Source organism: Megasphaera sp. AM44-1BH (genome assembly GCF_003467125.1).
In the GTDB taxonomy this organism is placed as follows: Bacteria; Bacillota; Negativicutes; order Veillonellales; family Megasphaeraceae; genus Megasphaera.
Genome location: NZ_QSFA01000004.1, coordinates 11,675 through 33,660, shown reverse-complemented (window position 1 = coordinate 33,660; position 21,986 = coordinate 11,675). Strand labels below are relative to the sequence as shown.

22 protein-coding genes are annotated in these 21,986 nt (G+C 53.8%); 3 read left to right on the top strand and 19 right to left on the bottom strand.

The features are described from left to right. Positions 1-33: 33 nt before the first annotated feature. Complete coding sequence (locus DW949_RS04565) at positions 34-774, top strand: type I 3-dehydroquinate dehydratase (RefSeq protein WP_118022070.1); 741 nt, start codon at positions 34-36, stop codon at positions 772-774. Positions 775-849: 75 nt separating this feature from the next. Here DW949_RS04565 and htpX read toward each other — a convergent pair whose 3' ends face one another. The 9 genes from htpX to DW949_RS04520 form a co-directional block, all read right to left on the bottom strand. Further along, positions 850-1,704: a zinc metalloprotease HtpX gene (gene htpX, locus DW949_RS04560; RefSeq protein ID WP_118022069.1), complete on the bottom strand. Its 855-nt coding sequence runs from the start codon at positions 1,702-1,704 to the stop codon at positions 850-852. Positions 1,705-1,819: 115 nt separating this feature from the next. Next, positions 1,820-2,365, bottom strand: a complete 546-nt coding sequence (locus tag DW949_RS04555; RefSeq protein WP_118022068.1) for a hypothetical protein — start codon at positions 2,363-2,365, stop codon at positions 1,820-1,822. Between the two features lie 36 nt (positions 2,366-2,401). After that, complete coding sequence (locus tag DW949_RS04550) at positions 2,402-3,049, bottom strand: site-2 protease family protein (protein ID WP_118022067.1); 648 nt, start codon at positions 3,047-3,049, stop codon at positions 2,402-2,404. A gap of 138 nt (positions 3,050-3,187) precedes the next feature. Continuing rightward, on the bottom strand, positions 3,188-3,730 hold the full coding sequence (locus tag DW949_RS04545) for a hypothetical protein (RefSeq protein ID WP_118022066.1): 543 nt from the start codon (positions 3,728-3,730) through the stop codon (positions 3,188-3,190). 132 nt (positions 3,731-3,862) lie between these two features. Next, positions 3,863-6,322, bottom strand: a complete 2,460-nt coding sequence (locus tag DW949_RS04540; protein WP_233539493.1) for a homocysteine S-methyltransferase family protein — start codon at positions 6,320-6,322, stop codon at positions 3,863-3,865. Between the two features lie 17 nt (positions 6,323-6,339). After that, positions 6,340-8,508 carry an ASKHA domain-containing protein gene (locus DW949_RS04535; RefSeq protein WP_118022064.1) on the bottom strand — a complete coding sequence of 723 codons (2,169 nt, stop codon included), beginning with the start codon at positions 8,506-8,508 and terminating at the stop codon, positions 6,340-6,342. 513 nt (positions 8,509-9,021) lie between these two features. Then, complete coding sequence (locus DW949_RS04530; RefSeq protein ID WP_118022063.1) at positions 9,022-9,294, bottom strand: twin-arginine translocase TatA/TatE family subunit; 273 nt, start codon at positions 9,292-9,294, stop codon at positions 9,022-9,024. Between the two features lie 14 nt (positions 9,295-9,308). Continuing rightward, a complete protein-coding gene (locus DW949_RS04525; RefSeq protein WP_118022062.1) occupies positions 9,309-9,881 on the bottom strand; it encodes a chromate transporter in 573 nt (190 codons plus the stop codon). Positions 9,882-9,898: 17 nt separating this feature from the next. After that, entirely contained in the window at positions 9,899-10,483 is a 585-nt protein-coding gene (locus DW949_RS04520) for a chromate transporter (RefSeq protein ID WP_118022061.1), read from the bottom strand. 136 nt (positions 10,484-10,619) lie between these two features. Between DW949_RS04520 and DW949_RS04515 the strand changes: the two genes are divergently transcribed. Both DW949_RS04515 and DW949_RS04510 read left to right on the top strand, forming a co-directional pair. Then, positions 10,620-11,489, top strand: coding sequence for a LysR family transcriptional regulator (locus DW949_RS04515; RefSeq protein ID WP_233539492.1), 870 nt, complete (start codon positions 10,620-10,622; stop codon positions 11,487-11,489). 80 nt (positions 11,490-11,569) lie between these two features. Next, complete coding sequence (locus DW949_RS04510) at positions 11,570-12,172, top strand: nitroreductase family protein (protein ID WP_118022059.1); 603 nt, start codon at positions 11,570-11,572, stop codon at positions 12,170-12,172. A gap of 124 nt (positions 12,173-12,296) precedes the next feature. On the opposite strand, the gene DW949_RS04505 is transcribed toward DW949_RS04510, so the two are convergent. The 10 genes from DW949_RS04505 to cbiD are packed head-to-tail and all read right to left on the bottom strand — an operon-like array spanning position 12,297 to position 21,975. Beyond that, complete coding sequence (locus tag DW949_RS04505; RefSeq protein ID WP_233539491.1) at positions 12,297-13,499, bottom strand: MFS transporter; 1,203 nt, start codon at positions 13,497-13,499, stop codon at positions 12,297-12,299. 23 nt (positions 13,500-13,522) lie between these two features. Next, positions 13,523-14,155: a precorrin-8X methylmutase gene (locus DW949_RS04500; protein WP_118022057.1), complete on the bottom strand. Its 633-nt coding sequence runs from the start codon at positions 14,153-14,155 to the stop codon at positions 13,523-13,525. After that, on the bottom strand, positions 14,152-15,540 hold the full coding sequence (locus DW949_RS04495; RefSeq protein ID WP_233539490.1) for a cobyrinate a,c-diamide synthase: 1,389 nt from the start codon (positions 15,538-15,540) through the stop codon (positions 14,152-14,154). The genes DW949_RS04500 and DW949_RS04495 overlap by 4 nt, the downstream gene beginning before the upstream one ends. Next, positions 15,528-16,778 carry a precorrin-6y C5,15-methyltransferase (decarboxylating) subunit CbiE gene (cbiE, locus tag DW949_RS04490; RefSeq protein WP_233539489.1) on the bottom strand — a complete coding sequence of 417 codons (1,251 nt, stop codon included), beginning with the start codon at positions 16,776-16,778 and terminating at the stop codon, positions 15,528-15,530. Before cbiE ends, DW949_RS04495 begins: the two co-directional genes overlap by 13 nt. A 22-nt stretch (positions 16,779-16,800) precedes the next feature. Then, positions 16,801-17,556 carry a precorrin-6A reductase gene (gene cobK / locus DW949_RS04485; RefSeq protein ID WP_233539488.1) on the bottom strand — a complete coding sequence of 252 codons (756 nt, stop codon included), beginning with the start codon at positions 17,554-17,556 and terminating at the stop codon, positions 16,801-16,803. Continuing rightward, positions 17,556-18,290 (bottom strand): precorrin-3B C(17)-methyltransferase, encoded by a 735-nt coding sequence (gene cobJ, locus DW949_RS04480; protein ID WP_118022054.1) that lies wholly within the window; start codon positions 18,288-18,290, stop codon positions 17,556-17,558. The genes cobK and cobJ overlap by 1 nt, the downstream gene beginning before the upstream one ends. 4 nt (positions 18,291-18,294) lie before the next feature. Further along, entirely contained in the window at positions 18,295-19,350 is a 1,056-nt protein-coding gene (locus DW949_RS04475; protein ID WP_118022053.1) for a cobalt-precorrin 5A hydrolase, read from the bottom strand. Between the two features lie 23 nt (positions 19,351-19,373). Further along, complete coding sequence (gene cobM, locus DW949_RS04470) at positions 19,374-20,129, bottom strand: precorrin-4 C(11)-methyltransferase (protein ID WP_118022052.1); 756 nt, start codon at positions 20,127-20,129, stop codon at positions 19,374-19,376. Beyond that, positions 20,126-20,842: a precorrin-2 C(20)-methyltransferase gene (gene cobI / locus DW949_RS04465; RefSeq protein ID WP_118022051.1), complete on the bottom strand. Its 717-nt coding sequence runs from the start codon at positions 20,840-20,842 to the stop codon at positions 20,126-20,128. The genes cobM and cobI overlap by 4 nt, the downstream gene beginning before the upstream one ends. After that, a complete protein-coding gene (gene cbiD / locus DW949_RS04460) occupies positions 20,839-21,975 on the bottom strand; it encodes a cobalt-precorrin-5B (C(1))-methyltransferase CbiD (RefSeq protein ID WP_118022050.1) in 1,137 nt (378 codons plus the stop codon). Before cbiD ends, cobI begins: the two co-directional genes overlap by 4 nt. Between the last annotated feature and the right edge of the window lie 11 nt (positions 21,976-21,986).

Here is a 21,986-nt window from a genome sequence, read left to right as displayed (position 1 = left end):
TGTACGATACATATCCATGGGAGGTTCTTTTGTATGGCGAATTTAGCAAATATCCGGCTGAACCGGAAAAAACCTATTATCTGTGTTCCCTGCACTGGCGAAACCGTCGGCGACATCTGTTACTGCTGCCAGCAGATACGGGAAAAACCGCACGACATCATCGAGTACAATGCCGGCACCTTTAATGGCCTGCCCAATTTATCCCAGTTGTGGAATGCCCTGCTCATGATAACCCAGGCTACTAACGAAGGGACATTTATTTTTAAATGTGAAAAGAAAGATTTGCCTGAATACTGCCGGACTGAACGGGACTACAAGGATATCATGACCTTTGCCCTGCGCAGCGGCCTGCCCGATGCACTGGAAATCGCCGCCGATACAGATCCGGACCTCATCGCCGATCTCTCGGAGCAATGTATGGATACGGGCCTGATTCCAATCATTTCCCTGTCCCTTGACGCCGCATCGGATGCCGCGTCCCTGGAACAGCGCCTGACAGACCTGTCCGATCTGGAAGCCCGCACCTTTCACATTACCTTCCCGGCACAGACGACGGACGATATCGATGCTGTCCTGCAGGCTGTGCGCGACTTTCTGCAGGAAAATTATGAATTCAAAGTCATCATCCAGCCGACCGGCCCTGTTGCTAAGGCGGAACTCCTGAAGGGAAATACCTTTGATTCGCCTATCCTGTATGCGGCCGTCAACGAAGAAACAGAATCACTGCCGTCATGTACGGACCTGCGTCGCGTGCTTGATGAAAAAGGACTTTGACAGACATCAGATATACAGAAATAATAGGAACGGGCCTGCCGTGTATGGACAGGCCCGTTCTTCATATTCACGATATCAGCCATGCAGTTCATGGTCCAATTCTTTCAGACGTTCAATCCGCTTTTCTGTCGGCGGATGGGTACTGAACAGATTGGCCAGTCCCGACCGGACGCCGGAGAAGGGATTGATGATACACATGTGTGCCGTCGTCTTGGAGGCTCCCGGCAATACCTGGTAGTGTGCGTAATTGTCTATCTTGGCCAGCGCCCGGGCCAGAGCCAGGGGATCGTCGATCATACGGCCGCCTTCTTCATCGGCCATATATTCCCGTGTCCGGCTGATGCCGAGCTGGATGATCGTAGCCGCAATGGGAGCGATGATAATCGTTACCAGGAGACCTACAATGCCGCCATTGTCGTCATCGTCGTTGCCCCGTCCGAATATAGCAGCCCACTGGGCGATATTGGCAATCCATGAAATGACACTGGCAAAGGTAGCCACAATCGTGCTTAGGAGAATATCCCGGTGCAGGATATGAGACATTTCGTGAGCCAGGACACCACGTATTTCTTCATCATCCAGCATGTCAAGAATACCTTCCGTCGCCGCGATGGCCGCATGGGACGGATTGCGCCCCGTAGCAAAGGCATTGGGGACTTCCGTCGGCATAATATATACTCTGGGCATGGGAAGTTCCGCACGCTGTGCCAGATCTTCCACGATGTGGTACAGACGGTGTTCCGGTCCTACAGGCTGGCAGCGGTACATACGCAGTACGATGGAATCACTGAACCAGTAGGAAAAGAAATTCATGCCCGTCGCGAGAATAAGCATGACGGTCATGCCATGAACACCACCAAAGGCTCTGCCAATGGCCATCATAATCACCGCCAGCAGAGTCATGAGAAAGACTGTCTTTAAACGGTTCATACTACTCTCCTCTATTCTAAAAAACCAAAAGTCAAAAGGTAAAACTTGAATTTACTATATTATAACAGAAAACGTCATTCTGTCAATATGTTCGATTCACGTTCCCTATAGTTTATCAAGCCTGCAGGACATGATTGTTATACCGGCGGATGGTAACGGTATAATATCCGTCTGCATCTTTTTTGTCGTCGATCCAGGTCACGATAGTGACATCATTCTGTATCCAGCGGATTTCCTTGCTGCTCTGGCTGGCAGGGAAATTTTCCATATTGGAATAAATCGTTGCCGATAGACGGGCGTACATATCCCGGGCAGCTTTGCGGTTCGTCGTCTTGAAATAATTTTCAAATGCCAGGACTTTTCCGCGCGGAGAACCATCGGCCGTCGTAATAGACAGGCCTTCGATGACGGTGATGCCATTCTGGGTAACAGACCGTTCCGCCTTTTCTGTCGTACCGTCACTTCCATAGAACGTCCAGTCGGGCAGGATAGAAAAATTGAGGGCAAAATCCTTCTTGGGCATCCCCAGATATACTGTATTATATGCCGTGAGGGGATGTTCGCTGATTTCATCAATAGACAGATTATAATCAAATGCCATGGAACCAGCGGGAATACACATGGCGGCTGCCAGTACAGCCAGACCCGTTTTCCATTTCATACAAAATTCCTCCTTTCACATGAGGCATGCACAGCACTATATAAACAAGCGGAAAATCCAGTAAAATAGCCCCTGTACAATGGTATAATCGAGCATATAAACCAGACGCTGCAGCGGAATCAGGATATAACTGAATACGGGCGTCGCCATGAGGACGATCAGCAAAAGAAAACTGTACCGTTCTACACTGGCCAGGCGGATAGCCCATTCCGTCGGCAGAAATACCGTAATAAGGCGCGACCCGTCCAGGGGCGGCAGGGGAATGAGATTGAAGATGCCGAAGTTGATGTTATAGATGATGATCAGGTCCAGCACCAGGTCCAGGCTCCGCATGCGCACGCCACTCCAGAACAGGATCATCCGTATGGCAAACATGATGAGAGCTAGGATAAAATTGGCACAAGGGCCGGCCAGGGACACGCAGATTTCCCCTTTCCGCCAGTTTCGGAAATTATTGGCATTGATCATGACCGGCTTGGCCCATCCGAACTGGGCGACCAGCAGCATGATAAGGCCGATGGGATCAATGTGGGCTATGGGATTCAGTGTGAGCCTCCCGGTCATGCGCGGCGTAGAATCCCCCATTTTGTCTGCAATCAGAGCATGGGCGTATTCATGGATGACGAGAGCCATGAGCAGGCCCGGAATACCGGCAACGAGGGATAATATATCGAAATGAAACATGTTTTTTCTCCTCCTAGATGATGGCCGATGGATCGATGGCCGTATATTTATCATAACAGAAAGAAGCAGGCCGGTAAAGGTCTGCTTCTTTACAACAAATCATGGTATGGTTATTTTTATACGTCCCAGTCCGGTATATTACTTGGACAAGGGCAGATAATAGTGGGACGACGCATCGACAAGCTGATATTTCAGCAGGGAGTAAAATTCATTGCGGCTCATATTTTCAGTCTGGGCAGAAAAGAGATACCCGCCGACCTGCCAGTGTGCTGCATAGGCTCGGTCTTTGATTGTAGCTGTGTAGACGGTTACGCCGGACAGGTAATGGGTATTCCACTGTACGCTGTAGACGCCGCTGATATCCGTCATTCCCTTTGTAGACGATGCCAGAGCCGTGCGGACGCGGACCGTTGCACCGGTTGTACTATTCCGGAAACCCAGATCGGCTGTGGTATGACCTATGACCGACATGGTACGCAGCGAATATCCACTGCCCTTTGTCAGGTAAAGCGGCGTAAACCCGGCAGCCTGAGCTGTATCAGCATAGGATGTATAGGAAACAATAGGATTAGGCAAACCCAGGAGCGGAGAATCTGCTTCTGCTGCCAGGGCCGTACTGCCGGTCAGACAGGCTGCCACAGCCAATGCAATTAATGACCGTTTCATCAAATGGAGTTTCATAATCTATCACCTCATAAGGATTCTGCGTCCTCCGGCGCATCATGCCCCTCGTGTCCTTTATTGTATCATTCCCGTCGTATGGCAACAAGGCGTTTCAGGACATTTTGTTTGAATTGTGACAGAATCACCGGATCACTTCAGCAGGGTACTTACCAGTCTGACACAATCAGCTGCGTCTTTCGAATAGCCGTCGGCACCGATTTCATCAGCAAAACTCGGCGTGACAGCGGCACCGCCAATGATGATTTTTCCGTGGTACTGACGTTTGACGGCTTCGGCAATGACATCTTTCATGTGCATCATCGTTGTCGTCATGAGGGCAGACAGACCGACGACTGCCGCTTTAGCAGACAAGGCTTTTTCAATGATTGTCGCAGCCGGAACGTTTTTACCCAGGTCGATGACTTCATAGCCGTAATTGCGCAACATGAGAGCCACGAGGTTTTTCCCGATATCGTGGACATCCCCTTCGACGGTCGCAACGACGATGGTCGGCAGTTTCTCTTTTGCCGTATGCCGGATAAGCGGTTCCAGATGGTGGATAGCCGTTTCCATGGCGGCCGCGCTGGCGATGAGCTGTGGCAGGAAATAGTACTGGTCATTATACAGCTGGCCCACTTTATTGATAGCCGGGATGAGAAGCTGATTGATGATATCTTCCGGTTTCATTCCCTTTTTCAGTTCCTCTTCCGTAAAGGAAACAATCGTATCTTTCTCCCCGTTGAGGACGGCCTGGTATACGGCATTGCCACTTAAGAGAGAATCTACCTGTTCCTTGATGGTTCCCGTACTGTCAGAGCCTGCAGGGGCCGCCGGTGGCTGGTTCTGCTGCCGCTGTTCTTCTTTTTTTTCAAAATACCGGATACGCTGAATATAGGCCAGGTCACTGCCAGGACGGTTCATGAACATATTGGCAGCGGCAGCGGCATTCATGAGCAGGTCCTGGCCGGGATTGGCAATGGCCATGGTAAGGCCGCTGGCAATGGCCATGGAGAGGAAGGTCATATTGGCATAAATCCGCCCGGGAAGGCCAAAGGAAATATTGGACAGGCCGCAGACCGTCGGCAGCTGCAGTTCGTCATGGCAGTAGCAGAACGTCGTAAGGCAGTCGAGAGCCGCCGTTGGCAGGGCGCCGACGGCACCGACGAGGCCATCGACAACGATGTCCTCACGGGCAAGGCCGGCTTCCTCTGCCTGTTCGATGATGGCCCGGAGAACATCGTGCTTTTCTTCCACCGATTTGGGAAGTCCCGCATCGGATACGGGCAGGGCAATGAACATGGCCCCGTATTTTTTAGCTGCCTTCATCAGACGCTGGCATTTTTTCCCTTCAAGAGAAATAGAATTGATGAGGGCGCGTCCGGGATAAATGCGCAGCGCCGCTTCGATGACTTCGGGAAAACTGGAATCGATACACAGCGGCAATCCCGTAACGGCGGTTACCTCATAAATAGCCCGTATCATCATATCCTTTTCGTCGATGCCATTGGTTCCCATATTGATGTCGAGCACAGCGGCACCGTCTTTTTCCTGCTGACGGGCAAAGGAACGGACCATAGCCATACGACCGGCGCGCAGTTCGGCCTGCAGTTTTTTCTTTCCTGTCGGGTTAATACGTTCGCCAATGACCTGGAACGGGCCGTCCAGGGTGATTTCAACGACGCTCCGTTCCGACGCCAGGACACGCTTTTTCACCGTAGATACAGGCTGGGGCTGTATACCTTTTACGGCATCATGGAGGGCACGGATATGATCCACCGTCGTGCCACAGCACCCGCCGATGATACGGGCGCCGGCTTCGACGAGCATGCGGGCATCGCGGGCAAACTCTTCCGGTGTCGTCTGATAGACTGTTTTTCCATCAACGATTTCCGGAAGGCCGGCATTGGGCTTGGCGATAAGTGGTACTGTTGCGTATCGGTACATAGCCCGGATCCGTTCTACCATATCCAGCGGTCCCGTGGAACAATTGGTACCGATAGCATCGACGCCCAGCTCCTGCAGGACTACGACGGCCGCTTCCGGAGGCGTGCCATAGAGGGTACGGCCATCCGGTTCGAACGTAAGGGTAGCCATGATAGGAAGGTCACACACGTCGCGGATGGCCAGGACGGCGGCCCGCGTTTCCTGCAGACTCATCATAGTTTCGACGATGAATACATCACAGCCGGCTTCATACAGTGCCAGAGCCTGTTCTTTATATACATCTACCAGTTCTTCAAAAGTCAGCGTACCCATGGGATAGAGCTGCTGGCCGGTCATGGTCATATCGCCGGCGACCAGTGCCCTGTCACCCACGGCTTCTTTCGACAACTGTACCAGACGGGTGTTGATTTCTTTCAGCCGGTCTTCGAGGCCGTATTCGGCAAGCTTGATGCGGTTGCCCGTAAAGGTAGGCGCATAGACCAGCTGAGAACCGGCATCTACGAACTGGCGCTGCAGGTCCTGTATGGCCTGCGGGTGTTCCATGATCCACAATTCCGGGCAGACGCCGACGGGCATGCCTGCTTTCTGCAGATTGGTGCCGGTGGCACCGTCCAGGATACAAACGCCCTGTTCCAGTAACTGTCTGAATTCATTTCGTGTCATCATCTATCTCCTCACATCTGTCATGTAGTTTTATTCGTAAAATCCATATGCTGTATATATAGCGATTGAAAATCCGCCGTATTTCCCAGAACGACTTCCCTCCCCTTCTGAATGAACGAGGTCATCCGTTTCATGGCGCCGGGATCAGTCAGAGCTTGTACGGCTCCCATAAGGGACGTATTGCCAGCAGCACGGGTCCGTTTCGTCCACGATGGCGGAATCAGGCCGATGGCAGCGGCAGCATCCGGTTTCAGGTAATAGCCGAATCCACCAGCCAGCCAGATTGTCTTCACATCGTCTTCGCGCAGGCCGGCAGTCCTGAGAAGGACCGATATGCCGGCCCGGATCGCACTTTTTGCCATCTGTATCTGCCGGATGTCGGCCTGGGTCAGTACAACCGGTGCTCCATCTGCTCCCTGTGCCAGAGGAAATCCCCGGGTAAACCACGGCTCCCGGAGTGTTCCGTGCCGGTCCACGATTCCCTGCTCTACCAGGCCTGCCATGGCCTCTATCACCCCGGTTCCGCACAGTCCCCGTGGAGGAGAATCACTAATGGTGCGGACCGACGGCACAGAGCCATTCCAGGTCACACTGCAGATGGCTCCGGGAACGCTGCTCATGCCGCAGCGGAGCTGTCCCCCTTCGAGGGCCGGCCCGGCCGCCGTCGATGCGACTAAAATGCCCTGACTGGTTCCCAGAGCCATCTCGCCATTGGTCCCCAGATCGAGAAACAGGCTCTCCGTATCGGTCCGGTCCATGGCGCAGGCTATGAGTCCCGACGCAATATCGGCCCCGACGTAAGTACTGAACCCGGGAAGTACCGTAAGAGTACAGGAAGCTGGGATGGCATCACCAAAAAGGTCCGATGCCACAAGCGTATTTCCTCCCAGCGATACAGGATGGAACGGCCAGCTCCCCAGTCCGTTGCAGGACCATCCCATGAGAAGATGCTCCATGGTCGTATTCCCGGCCAGGGTCATGCGCCGCAGCTGCTGCCTCATACCCGGGAAAGGGGCCAGCAGACGGTCCATTGCTTCTTCTATACTTTCTATGGCCAGCTTCTGCAGCTCTTTAGCATGGCCGTCACAGGCGGCAGAAATGCGGCTCACGACATCGGCGCCAAAGGTGCGCTGCCGGTTTACACTGCTCACCGATTCCAGCACCGTACCATCAGAGAGCGATACGAGCGATGCGGCGACCGTCGTCGAACCCAGGTCTACTGCAAGGCCATAGTCCCCACTGGTCCGGACGGCAGCGGCTGCCTTTTCCTGATGAAGGCCGGCCATCTGTCCTTCGTGATACAGGGGCAGGCGTACCCGTACGGGCTCAGCGGGCACAGCCTGGCAGGCCAGACGCCAGCCGCCTTTCAGTTCCTGGTCCGTATAAAACTCCCGGTCTGCCTTCGTAACAGGCAGGGTTCCTTCTACGAGCCGGATGCCACAGCGGCCGCACGTGCCTTTTCCACCGCACAGGGCCGGAAGCTCTCCCAGCCCACGCAGGGAATCAGCCAGATTCTGGCCAGAAGGACAGGTATATTCCTGAAAGGCCGGACTGGCAGGACTTTTTTGAGATTCCCCGTACGGCTGCTGGCGGAGACAGCAATTCGTATGATGGCACATCCGGCAGTCATGGCCGGCATGAAATACGGCAGGATCCGTACTCACCAAAAAAGCCAGGCTCATCGACTTTTCTGGTACGAGCATATAGTCCGCCGTCATCTCCAGTCCCAGGGTCCGGCCGGCAGCCAGACCGTCATAGGCCCGCTGCTGCCACAGGAGCGGCAGATCCGTCCCGATTTCATACCGCCGGGAGATGCCGCAGCCTTTTTCACGGCAAAAAGAACGCAGTGCCTGCTGCAGCTCTTCTTCAAAAGAGAAAAGACTGCTGTCTGCCATGGCATTAAGGATCAGAGCCGATGGCGTATCCCCGTCTTCGCGGAGGCGGTCTGTGTACTCCGTAACGGCCCGTCCCAGAGTCATCATAGCATATATCCAGGTTTTGCCTTCATCCTCTTCTATGACAAAGGCCCCCTTAGGCCGGATCAGGCGTCGCAGGACCGGCATCCGTTCTACTATATCATTCCGGGTCTGTTCCCAGACATCACTGCCTGGCCGGCATCCCAGGAGCCGCACGGTCTGGTCCGGATCGAACTTAGCCGTACGTCCGGTAATAATACGGATATCCCTCATGGTCCTTTTCCCCCTCACTAGTATCACATTCTATAAGATGCGTTCTCTATATCATATACTGAATACAGCGCTTAGACAAGACATTTCTATGATAGGACAGGAAAAAGCCGTACAGGCAGGAGTCGTCTGTACGGCCTTTCCATTGGGATATGGGAGATAAAGGTATATGAAACTGAAAGCGTCATGCCTTGGGCTGCAGGACCCTTTCAGCGCGGGTATCATGAGTTTTTCCTCTCTATGCCATTAAAAAGACCTTCTCTTCCAGACTGGAAAGAGAAGGCCTCATTGCCCCGGATATATGTTTAAGAGGATAAGATTATGGTCATATAATACCACCATATATAAGGCTTGTCAATTATTTTATTAAATTATTTAAATAAATCCTACAGAATAGAAAAAGTATTGTGATTCTCGTCCCATCGCGCCATCTATTTCAGGCAGAAAAGCCTGTCCTGCCGAAGGAGATAGCAGTCAGGCTTTTCCCGTGATATAGGGATAGATGGGCATCAAATATCAAGAAGACGACCGACGGGATGCAGCTTCCTCTTCTTTCGCTGACGTATCGGCTGATTCATCGGACTTCGTCTGTGGAGTTTCTGTCCGTTGTGTTTCCGTCTGTGGTGTTTCCGATTGTCCCGACGAAGGTTCATCGTCTTTGCGGACTTCTGCCCGGAACTCCCGCAGGCTCGTACCCAGCGCTTTTCCCAGGCCGGCAACTTTTTTGCCTCCGAAGAGAACGATGACAATGAGTAAAATCAGGATCAGTTCCTGTGTTCCCAGATGCATAACAGTCTCCTTTCTTAAACAGGCAGTACGCCCATGAGGCCCAGGACGAGACCCAGGACACCCGACCCGATGAGGACCTTGATGACGCCGATTTTACGGCGGATAGCCACCAGTGCCAGGATGAGGACGACGATGGCTGCCGGACTGAAAGCTCCAAAGTCTTCCGGAACCGATTCGGTACTCCACACGGCGAGCCATACAAAACTGAGGCTGGCTGCACAAATCAGTCCGACGACAGCCGGGCGCAGTCCGTTCAATACGCCGCGGATCGGGCCGATGTTGCCGTATTTGAAGAATACCCGGGCCAGGATGATTCCCAGAAACAGGGAAGGCGTGACAAACCCGACAGTCGCGCAGATGGCACCACCGAGGCCGGCGATTTTCGTCCCGGCAAAGGTCGCCGCATTGATGCCGATCGGACCGGGCGTCATTTGCGAAATCGTAAATATATCGACAAATTCACTCATGGAAAGCCAGTGGAACGTATCGACCACCGAAGCCTGGATGAGCGGCATAGAAGCATATCCGCCGCCGACACAGAAAATGCCGACTTTGCAGAATTCCCAGAATAATTGCCAGTAAATCATGATATGTTTCCCCCTTTCTAATCATACTTCACATCGCGCATGCACAACAGTCCAACGATACCATCAATGAGGACCAGGTACATGAGGTTGACGTCGAATACGACATTGGCGATGAAGGTGGCAGCAATGATGACCAGTGGCAGGATGAGCTTTTTTTTGCACTGCTTCATCAGCAGATTGATACCTACATTGACCATGAGGGCCGTGGCACCGCACTGCATACCCCGCAGAATCATCTTGACTATCTGGCTCTGGATAAAGAAATCATAGCAGTAAGAAATAATGGTCAAGGTAATGAGCGGTGGCAGCACCGTCGCAATGAGGGCCGTCAATGTACCGGCAATACCGGCCATGCGGTATCCCAGGATAATAGCACTATTACAGGCGATGACGCCGGGCATGGACTGGGCAATGGCGACCATATCCAGCGTTTCCTTGTCGCTGATCCAGTGGTATTCATCGACGTATTTGGCCTTGAGAAGCGGCACGATGACATATCCGCCGCCAATGGTAAAAGCACTGATAATAAAAGTTGATTTAAATAAGACCCAGAAAAAATGGGCATCCCGTTTGGGACGTTCCAACGTGGTTTCTTGTTCCATCAGTAGTTCCTCCTTTAAAAATTAGTGACTCATTTCTTCCCCGTTTCTATATGGAATTATACCAGTATCTGTGATATATTAAAAATATAATTTTAATTTAGTTAGCATATTTTTTTCATATAATAAGAAGGGGGATATGATGGATTTACGACAACTCCGGTATTTCGTCACCGTCGTCGAAGAAGGCCAGATTACGGCAGCGGCCCGGCAGCTCCATATGGCACAACCGCCACTGTCCCAACAGATCCAGTTACTGGAAAAAGAACTGGGCGTAGACCTGTTCATACGGGAACACCGCCACATGGAACTGACCGAAGCAGGAAAACTGCTCTATGAACGGGCCCGGCAGATCTTAAATCTCAGTGATTCGGCCAGACGGGAAATCAGTGACTTCAAACAGGGCCTCAAGGGAACGCTGCACATCGGCACAGTATCCAGTTCAGGCAGTGTCATCCTCAGTTCGGCCATGCGCGATTTTCATCAGGAGCATGAAAGCGTCCATTTCGAAATCTATGACGGCAATACTTTCGAAGTCATCGACATGCTTCACAAGGGACTGGTAGAAATCGGCATTGTCCGCACACCGTTCAAAGCCGGTTCCTTCCATTGTAAAATACTCAACGAGGAACCTATGGTAGCGGCTCTGCCCCGTGAACTGGACTGGTGTCCCGGGCGGACGCATATTACCCTGCAGGAGCTGGATCAGAAGCCGCTCATTATTTACCGCCGCTTCGATCAGCTCCTCCATGATACGTGCATCAGCCAGGATATGACGCCCGTCCTGTTCTGCCGCAACGACGATGCCCGTACGACCATCCTCTGGGCCAACGCCGGGCTGGGAATCGCCATTACCCCCGCCTCTGCCGTGAATCTGGCAGCCCATGACAACCTGAGTGTAAAGGTTATCGACGAGCCGTCCCTGCGCACCCGCATCGCTGCCATCTGGCCCAAAGGACGGTATCTTTCCAGTCTGGGAGAAATTTTTATCCAGACTTTACAATTATAGCTTGCCTTATGTGGATATTTTTGGTATACTTTATATGTAATAAATAATCGTTATTTGTTATATATCTATAATGAGGTGATATGATGGAAAAAACAGTACAGCAGATGTTTGCCAAACGTCGTACGAATTATACATTGGGAAAGGACGTTACTCTCTCCCAGGAAGAAATCACAGCACGTATCGAAGCCGTCGTCCGGGAAGTTCCGTCAGCTTTCAATATGCAGTCGGGACGGATTATCATTGCCTATGGCAGTGCCCATGATACAATCTGGCAGATAACAAAAGACACTCTCCGGGCGGTCGTACCGGCCGAAGCATTTGCCAATACGGAAAAGAAAATCGATTCCTTTGCTGCCGCCTACGGCACCATTCTGTATTATGACGATACAGATGTCGTGAAAAAGCTGCAGGAACAGTTCCCTCTGTATGCAGCCAACTTCCCTACATGGGCCCAGCAGGCCAACGGCATGATGCAGTATGCCCTGTGGACACTCTTTGCCAACATGGGCCTGGCTGCCAATCTGCAGCATTACAATCCGCTCATCGACGAAGCCCTGGCCAGTAAATTTGATGTGCCGTCTTCGTGGCAGCTCATTGCCCAGATGCCCTTCGGTCAGCCCCTGAGCCAGCCGGGACCGATTGAAAAGCTGCCTATTGACGAACGGGTCAAAATCGTATTTTAGATATAGTCATATACCAGCAGGATACGTGAAAGAGACTGTCTGTACCGTACCCTGAAACGTCAAGCAGGAACGTTTCAGGGTGGATACACAGACAGTCTCTTTTTTTGTATTCCCTGTGCTGTTTTCAGAACCATACCGGTTTTGGGTCCCGGTTATGGTACGTGTGATAAAGCCAGAAACTGGCTGCCAGCAGGATAACCGACATGACGAAGAAGATAGATTTCATGCCCCACCAGGTAGCCAGAATCCCTCCCAGGAGGGGCCCCGCCATGGAACCGAGCTGCTGTGCCGTAAACAGCAGGCCGTAAATACGTCCCTTGAAATCCGGCGGCGTATGCTGAGCCATGATGGCATTGAGGGCCGGATTGATGCCGGAAAAACAGAGGCCGATGGTAAACTGGGTAAGGGAAAACGCTGCCAGTGTGCTGGGGAGTCCCTGCAGAGCTTCCCCGATACCGGTGACAAAAATCGATATAGTGAGAATGCGGATGAATCCCTTTTTCTGTCCCGCTTTCCCCCATAAAGGCGCTGCAATGGCACCGGAAACGCCGGACAGAGAAATGACGAATCCCGTTGTAAGTGTCAGATTGGGAATGTCCCCGGCCAGGCTGGTAATATACGTAGACAGGACAGGCTGGAGAATGAAGATGACCATCTGGATCAGCGCCCCACACAGCAGCATATTGCGCAGAAGAGGCTGGCGCAATACATCCATCTGGGTCAAATGGTGCTCTTTTCTGGCATCGTCTTTTCCCGGATCAGGCGGCTCTTTGATAAAGAAAATGAACATGAGGCCGTTGAGGAACAGGAAAAAAGCGGCGATAAAAAAGGAAAAGCGCATGCCGAACAAATCGGACAGGATGCCGCCAAACAGAGGGCCCAGGACACTGCCGGCCGTCATGACCCCCTGCATGGTCCCCAGGCAGAATCCGAGCTTTTCTTCGGGAGCATAGAGTGTCATAATGGCCAGATCCATAGGCCACAGCCCGTAGGCAAAGCCCTGTAGGAGCCGCATGAGTGTCAGCTGCTCCGGCGAGGTGACCAGACCGCCACAGAAATAACTGAGCGACAGGAACAGGCACGACCGGATAGCCATGGGCTTTTTCCCATGGGCATCAGCCAGTTTCCCCCATATGGGTGCCATGATGGTACTGACCAGAAAGGTAGACGAAAACACGATGCCCGACCAGAGATGGATATCTCCCGGCAGGACTCCCAGTTCGTCCGTCAGATAGAGTGGCAGGAAGGGAATGAGCATCGTATAGCTGAAGGACATAAAGAGGATGTTGCAGGTCAGAATAGCCAGAACGACTTTCCAATTCATCATATCCCCTCTTTTCTTCCAGGTAGTCAGGCCTGGCGCGTCAATTTATAAATCAGGGCATTGCAGATAGCCGCCGCGACATTGCTGCCGCCCTTGCGCCCTATAGCAGTGATGTAGGGAACGCCGGCTTCCATGATTTCTTCCTTGGCATAGACGACGTTTACGAATCCCACCGGTACGGCAATGACCAGATCCGGATTGATCCGCCCGTTCTCTATGAGTTCTTTCAGCCGCAATAAAGCCGTAGGCGCATTGCCGACGGCTATGATCAGTGGCCCTGTAAGACCGGCTGCTTTGTCCATAGATGCCTGCGCCCGCGTCGTCCCCTGTGCCCTGGCCGCCTGTGCCACATCACTATCGGCCATATAGCACACTTTGCTGGCCCCAAGTCGTTTAAGTCCTGGCGCGCTGATACCCATACAGGCCATATTCGTATCGGTGACAATCGTGCAGCCATGCTTCAGCGCTTCCAGGCCGCGCCGGATAGCACTGGGACTGAAACGCAGGTTCCGTACGTAATCAAAATCAGCCGTCGTATGGACAACACGCTTGATAATATCTTTTTCCTCCGTAGGAAGGATAATATCCCCCAGTTCTTCTTCGATGATTTCCATACTGCGCCGTTCAATATCAGCAGGCAGGATATGTTCTATTTTCATGGTTGCACTTCCTTTCTGAAATGGCGGCAGGCATCGATAAATCGGGATGCACAGTCCGGATAGCCGCAGAGATGGATATGAGGATACCCGGCAAAGAGGCGGCCTCTGGCAACGATGGATGTCCATTGGCGGCTGCTCCCGGCCTTATAGGCCATACAGGCATCATCAGAGGCAGTACTGACGGAATAGTGGAATTCATGGGCTGTCATGGTCTCACCACGGGATAGCAAAAGCGTATCCTGTTGTGCCTCCAGCGTCACGTAGCCAAAGTGGCGCAGATTGCCGGTCATATACGTTTCGCCGGAAATGACGCCGGCCCAGGGGAGCAATTGCCCGTTCTGACAGCGGTAATAATCATGTAGATACATGAATCCTCCGCATTCAGCCAGACAGGGCATGCCCTGCCGGATGGCCTGCCGGATGGATGTGAGCATGCTCCCGTTCCGGCTCAGATCCTGTGCATGCAGTTCCGGATAGCCGCCACCCAGATAGAGGCCGTCACAATCAGGCAGGCTGCCGTCGTGAAGGGGACTGAAGAAAATCAGCTCCGCCCCACAAGACCGCAAGGTATCCAGACTGTCTTCATAGTAGAAGCAGAATGCCTCATCCCGGGCGACAGCCAGACGAACCGTATCTGCCGGAGCCGGCATTTCCGGTTCATCCCAGGCAAGAGGCAGAGCCGTGCGGGCCAGCTTCATTATCGCATCCCAGTCCAGGCTTTTTGCCCCTGCATCGGCTAACTTTCCCAGTATATCCTGCAGGTTTTCGATTTCTGAAGCCGTCACCAGTCCCAGATGACGGCTGGAAAAGGAACAATCCGGCATGTCCGGCAGATATCCCAGTGCAGTAAGTCCCGATTCTTTTTCCCAGACGCGATAGTAACGGTCATATACCATGGGTTTTATCCGGTTGACAATGAAACCGGCAATATGACTGTCTTTGCGAAACACAGCCAGCCCTTTTAGAACGGCCGCCAGTGTCAGGGCACTGCCGCGGCCATCGACGACGATCACGACCGGTGTTTCCGTCGCGGCGGCCAGTTCATAGGCACTGGCTTCACTGCCCGTACCGATGCCGTCGTAATAGCCCATGGCTCCTTCCAGTACGGCAATCTTCTTCTGTCTGCCATGCCGTCCCAACAGGCGGCAGGCTTCCTGCCTTCCCTTTCCGCCCCGTCCCAGGAGGAACAGATCCAGATTATACGACGGCGTATCCAGCACCCGCGTATGGAACATAGGATCAATATAATCGGGCCCACTCTTAAAAGCAGCTGCCTTGTAGTTCCGCTGGCGCAGCAGTTCCAGGAGTGTGCAGACGACGGTCGTCTTGCCGCTGCGACTGCTGGCCGCAGCCATCATGAGGCGTGGCAGATTCACTGTGGGCATGAAGTTCTCCTCTCTCCGTCTGGGGCGGTTTTGCAGACGGCAGTCATGATATACACGGGATTCTGGGCCATCATCATATGGCTGCTGCCTATATGACGTGACCGGGCTGTCATGACCTGGGTGATATCCAGTATATAATCGTGACGGGCTGCATAATACGCCGTAACCGCTGCCAGTGTCTCGACGGTGATGGCCGTCATGACGATGCGGCAGGCAGGGTTCTTGCGGTATATCTCATCCAGTATGGCCGATATGTTCCCTTTCGTCCCGCCGATAAACACAGCGTCCGGAACGGCAGTCACATCAGGCAATGTCCGGGCGGCGTTCCCGGCGACGACGGTCACGTTGCTCAGGGAAAAATGATCGATATTGGCGTCAAGGACCGTCCGGGCCTCGGCATCGATTTCGAAGGCAAAAACTTCTCCCATCGGGACCAGAAGAGCCAGTTCCACCGTACAGGAACCGGTACCGGCCCCAATATCATAGACGACGGCATCCGGGGATGGTGCCAGCCGGGACAGGGCGATACTGCGGATTTCCTGCTTGGTCATGGGGGCATTGCCACGGATGAAAGACTCGTCAGGAAGACCGTGGACCGGCCGCTGCCATGGACGGGCCCCGTCATTCCAGATCATCATGACAGCCAGAGAATCGTCTTCCGGACAGCCTGCCAGTTCTTCTGCCGTACCTTCGGTTACCTGTTCATCTTCATAGGAAAGGCGGCATCCCACAGCCACCCGGACCTGTCCCAACCCGGCATGACAGAGCGTCTGGCATAAGGCGGCCGGCGTGTCACTGCCACCGGTGAGGCAGAATACCTTCCCGTGATGGCGTACAGCCTCTGTCAGGGAATCGCATCGCCCATGGCGGCTGACGATGTACGCATCGTGCCAGTTCGTCTGCAAAAGAGAGGCAAAATATACGAGGCTGCTGATGCCGGGGATGCGATGAATACGGCATCCCGGCAGGTCCTTTACGAGCGCTGCCAGGCTATAGAATCCGACATCGCCCGACACCAGTATGGCCAGTGGACCGCCATCAGGAAGCAGGGACGCTGCCAGCTGGCGCAGTTCCTCCATCTTGTACGTCGCGACGAGCTGTTTCCCTTCCATTTCAAAGGGAGCCAGCATACGCCGGTCTCCGGCAAGGACCGGGCAGGCCGCGATGATAGAACGGGCCCGTTCTGTCAGATAAGCCGGATTTCCCGGACCAATACCGATGACATAGACATCCATCATTTCTTCTCCTCTCCATCTGTTCTTATAGGTTGTGGCAAAGAGCATCGAGCCGCGCCTTTACGGACTGCAGCGAATCGCCTGTTTCCGGCGGCCGTCCGACGACAATCAGCCGGGCACCAGCCATGCGGGCTGCCTCCTGTTTTTCTGTAAATCCGCCCGGTTTTCCCGAATCTTTGGTGACGACAAAGCGGGCTTTGTACTGACGGAACATGGCCACATTCAGCTCCGCCGAAAAAGGTCCCTGCATACAGATGATATGTCCTGGCGCATATCCCAGAGATAAAGCCCGTTCCAGCGAATCCCTGAGAGGCAGGATGCGTACGTAAAACCGCTTTTCATAGGACGGGACATGAGTGAACACATCCAGATTCTTACTGCCCGTCGTGAGAAAGACATTTCCCTCTGTATGACTGAGGACCATTGCCGCCTCTTCCATGGAATAGACGGCAAGAACATCCCTGTGCGGGGAGACAGGCCGGGCCACACGGATATACAGGATATGGCGGCGCATACAGGCCGCACGGCAGTTATCGGTCACGACTGACGCATAGGGATGGCTGGCATCGACTACCAGGGAAATGGCATGCTCTGTCAGGAATCGTTCCATAGCCTCCTCGGTCAGCCGTCCCGTACAGACCACAAGGGACGGCCATGACTGGATCAGGGACGCGCCGTATGCTGTAGCCACCGTGACATACGTCCCGATTCCCTTTCTGCCGGCATAGTCAGCCAGCTCCCGGCCTTCAGTTGTACCGCCGATAATCCAAAGCGCCCCCATCACAGCAGCTTGTATCCGCGGGGCGTCACCATGTGGCCATCGATGACTTCCGTCTGGCTGTTTCCGATGAATACGGTCGTGAACATATCAGCCTCAACATCCTGCAATTCTTCCAGTGTCATGAGCTTCGTTTCTTCTCCCTGCCGGCCGATATGGTGGACCAGGCCGGCAGGAACGGTTCTCTTCTGATGGCGTAAGATAATCGCGCAGGCTTTCCTGAGGTAATCAGCCCGCTTGTGGCTTCCCGGATTGTACAGGCAGATGACAAAATCAGCTGCTGCGGCATAGTCGAGACGCTTTTCAATCGTTTCCCACGGCGTCATGAGGTCGCTCAGGGAAATGAGGCAGAAATCATTCATGAGCGGGGCTCCCAGACGGGCTGCTCCGGAACAGGCCGCCGTAATCCCCGGTATGACCGTAATATCCACATCGGGATAGGCGGTGCCCAGCTGATACACCAGGCCGGCCATGCCATAGACGCCAGCATCGCCACTGGATACGAGAGCGACACAGGCGCCATCCTGTGCCCGTTCCAGAGCCATGCGGCAGCGGTCCGTCTCTTTCGTCATGCCCGTAACGATATAGTCTTTATCTGGATAATCGGCCCGGATGAGGTCCGTATAAGTCTTATAACCAGCAATGACATCACATTCTTCCAGTGCGTGAGCAGCCCGGAAAGTCATTTCCTCACGAGAGCCGGGCCCGATACCGATGACATATAATTTTTTATTCATAGGGTTACTCCATCATTTCAAAATTGACGCAGAATTCTTCACAGGCAATGGCCAACGTCACGCCATCGCGGACGGTTTTATGCAACAGCAGACGGCCTCCCCGGCTGGCCAGTACGGCAGCCCGTTCACAGACATTGTCGGTCCCCGTCGTTTTCTGTACGAACCGGGACGAGGCAAATCCCAGACCCGGCGCCGCATTTAGCTGCTCTGCCGAATAAAAATGAATGGGGATGGCATTATTCCTGGCGAAATGCAGCAGGCCCGTTTCCTGTTTCTTTATATCGATGGTCGCAATATCGGCGACGAGATTCAGACTAATGCGCAGGCGGCGCAATTCCCGCAGCACGAGGCGGCTGATAGCTTCCTCCGGCGTATCCTTGCGGCAGCCGATGCCCAGGTGGATGATGCGCGGCCGGAGCACGACCGTTTCGGCAAAGGGATAACAATCCTGACTAAGAGTGACCGCCATGCCAAGAGGTCCTGACGGCTGCATTTCCAGACCTTCCGGCAGTGCGCCTTCTACTGGGAAATCACTGTATACCCCGACAGGGCCGCCGTCCAAAAGGCCTGCCGAGAATGCCTTGGCTTCCCGCATGGACGAAATGACCATGTGATTCCGTGCCGCCCATTCATCGACGGCAAAGAGATGATTGACATCGGTCGCCGTCGTAATGACCGGCTGGCCATGGAGATAACCTGCCAGTTTCCGGGACATCTGGTTGGCACCGCCTATGTGTCCCGAAAGGAGGGGAATGACATACTGCCCTTTTTCATCGATGACCAGGACGGCCGGATCAGTCGTCTTGCTTTTAATATACGGGGCAATACTGCGCACGGCAATGCCCGATGCCCCGATAAAGACTAGAAGTTCTGCTTCAGAAAAAGCCTGGCCGGTACAACTGACCAGATCCGGTTCGATTTCTTCCAGCTTGGAATCGAGGGAAATAAATTTCTTTCCTGTCAATGCCCGGACCTGCCAGCCACACAGTTTCAGATACGATTGTACGGAAATACTGAGTCTGGCACCGCGCCGGGTAAAGGAAAACAAGACTGCCTTCATCGTTTCATCTCCTCTCACACGAGCTATTGGAACGCTTTGCGGTATCCATGGGTAAAGGCCGGGTCATATAACTTACTCCGGTCATAGGAGCCATCGAGGAAATCACCGACCAGGATGAGTGCCGTCCGGGTAATCCCGGCAGCTGCTGCCGTTTCTACCAGAGTCGAGACGGTGCAGTAAAAGACCCGTTCATCCGGCCAGGATGCCTTGTATACGATAGCTGCCGGCGTATCCTCTGCGTATCCGCCACGGATGAGTTCAGTCTGCAGTTTGTCCAGAAGGCCCGTGCTGAGGAAAATGACCATGGTCGCATGATGAACCGCATAGTCGGCAATGCGCTGCCCGTCCGGTACAGGAGTCCGTCCCTCCATGCGGGTGATAATGACCGACTGGCTGATGCCGGGCAGGGTGTATTCTTTGCGGACGGCAGCGGCTGCGGCGGAAAAAGAACTAACGCCTGGCACATACGTATAGGCAATATGCCGCTGGTCCAAGGCGTCCATCTGCTCGCGGATAGCGCCATACAGGCAGGGGTCGCCCGTATGCAGGCGGACCGTCATCCAGCCTTTTTTCTCAGCCTGCTCCATTTCGCGGAGGACATCTTCCAGTGTCATGGAGGCGCTGTTGCAGATGTGGCATCCTTCTTTTGCAAACTGGAGCAGATGCGGATTGACCAGCGATCCAGCATAAATAATGAGGTCTGCTTCTTCAAGCAGTTTCTGGCCCCGTACGGTTATGAGATCGACGGCTCCCGGGCCGGCTCCGACAAAATATATCATAGGTCATCCTCCTGTCTTACGAGAATCACAGAAAAATATCCTGTATCGTCTACATCGCGTATATCCGTACATACCCGTTCTCCGGGAAGGCCGCAGCGTTCTACCAGAGACGCACAGGACAACAGGCCTTTTTCCTGCAGCTGTTTTTTTAACGCACCCATATGGCGGGGCACCTTCATGAGGACTTTGCTTCCTTGTACGTCCAGGAGGTCCGGTATATCGTCCCGTCCGGCCGGTACGATGAGAAGGGGTTCGTCTTTTTCACACAGGGACTGCCCCAGACGGGCCGCGGCCGCCGAAAAACTGGTAATACCGGGAATGACGACTGTATTATAGCCCCTGCGGCGGATTTCTTTCTGAATATACATACACGACGCATAGACCGTCGGGCAGCCCAGGGTAATGAGTGCTATATCCAGTCCCTGGTCGAGGACAGCAGCGGCCTTCTGCGATGCGTCTTCATGGGCTTTTTGCAATACCGCCGCATCACGGGTCATGGGAAAGGTCAGGGACAGCATGGTCTTTTCATCCATATACAGTCCGTCCTGCCGGGCTGCCGCTTCTTTCAGGATAGTGGCGGCAGTCTGACGGCCGCTCTGGTCTTCCGGCAGTGCCAGCACGGGGCAGTGGCATAAAGCATGCCAGGCCTTGAAAGTCAGAAGCTCCGGGTCACCCGGACCCATGCCGACGCAATATAACGTTCCTTTTTTCATTCACCCATCTCCTTCTGGTGAACGGCCAGGAGTTCATCTGCGTGAGGAGTTTTGGCCAGCACACCGTAACTATTGGAAAACATCATGGCACCACAGCGGATATCGTGGTGGACCCGCTGGTCCATGTAGTATTGAATTTTCTCTGCCGCAGCCGTCATGACCGGTTCCAGCAGCTGCGTTTCTATCAGTATCTCTACGGCCTTATCGGTGGTCGTACACTCATAAATCCGGCGGCCCGTATTCCGGCCGGCACCACAGAGCATAGCCTGGAGAGCCATGAATTCCATGCGCCCGTCAGCATAGCGGGAATGGGTATTCATGATGCCCATAGCCAGTTTGATGAGTTTTCCCGTATGGCCGATGAGCAGGACATCTTCAAATCCTTCATAGACGGCATAATCGAGAAGTTCGCCGACGTAATTGCTGCAGGTAACGCGCTTCGATACGTCGAGGTGCAGCCTGTCACGGCTGAAATCGACACCGTAATTGCCAAAAAAAGCAAGGAGGTGGCGCACGCCGCCAGCCTTGCGGGAATTCATTTCCGTATGAATCGTATCGATCAGGGCCTGTTCACTCATGGGATCGACAATGCCGGACGTGCCGAGAATGGACAGTCCCCCTTCGATGCCCAGGCGGGGATTGAACGTACGAGCCGCCAGCTCTTCTCCGCCGGGAATGGAAATAGTGACGACCAGCCCTTTCGTATACCCGGCCTTTTGCGCTTCTGTACGCACGGCTTCTTCTATCATGCGCCGTGGCGTTGGATTGATGGCAGGACCTCCCCTGCGGCAGGAAAGGCCGTCACGGGTCACACGGCCCACACCGGGACCACCGCGGAGGCAGATGCCTTGCTTTGTTTTTTCTGCCGAGGCGTAGACGAGAATGCCGTCGGTAATATCGGGGTCATCACCGCTATCCTTGCGGATGGCACAGGTCACCCGGTCCGGCCGGATAATCACATCTTCCGGCTCCAGATCCAGCATAATGCCGCGGGGCGTCATGAGGCGCACGTTGGCAACCGGCTTCTGGGTAAAGAGCATACGGGCCGCTGCCTTGGCGGCGGCAGCGGCACAACTTCCTGTCGTATAGCCGCAGCGCAATTTTTTTCCTTGTACGATTTCGTAAGTATCCATAGGTTATCCTG